At 47.9% G+C, this 234-nt stretch carries 1 protein-coding gene; it reads left to right on the top strand.

The annotated features are described in order from the left end of the window. Positions 1-224: excisionase family DNA-binding protein (locus I6E38_RS15230; RefSeq protein ID WP_235394753.1), on the top strand; the 224-nt coding region annotated here is incomplete at its 5' end. Positions 225-234: the final 10 nt, after the last annotated feature.

Raw genomic sequence — 234 nt, 5'->3', positions numbered from 1 at the left:
AAGCATCGGCATACCTGAAAATGCCGATGGCAACTCTCTACATGAAACTTGGCAACGGCAGCATTCCTGCCACAAAGCCAGGCAAGCGTTATTGCCTTTATCAAGACGAACTTGACAAATGGCTGGAGACAAACCGCAAGAATCCTGTACCTCTCACAGCAGAAGAGGAGAACGCTGCCATTCTTGCAGGAAACAAGCGCAAGCCCAAACCCTTAAACTGGTAATGTAATGGAT

Source organism: Leyella stercorea, assembly GCF_021531355.1.
GTDB lineage: Bacteria > Bacteroidota > Bacteroidia > Bacteroidales > Bacteroidaceae > Prevotella.
Note: the sequence above shows the minus strand (reverse complement) of the source record. Positions and strands in the feature narration are given on the sequence as shown.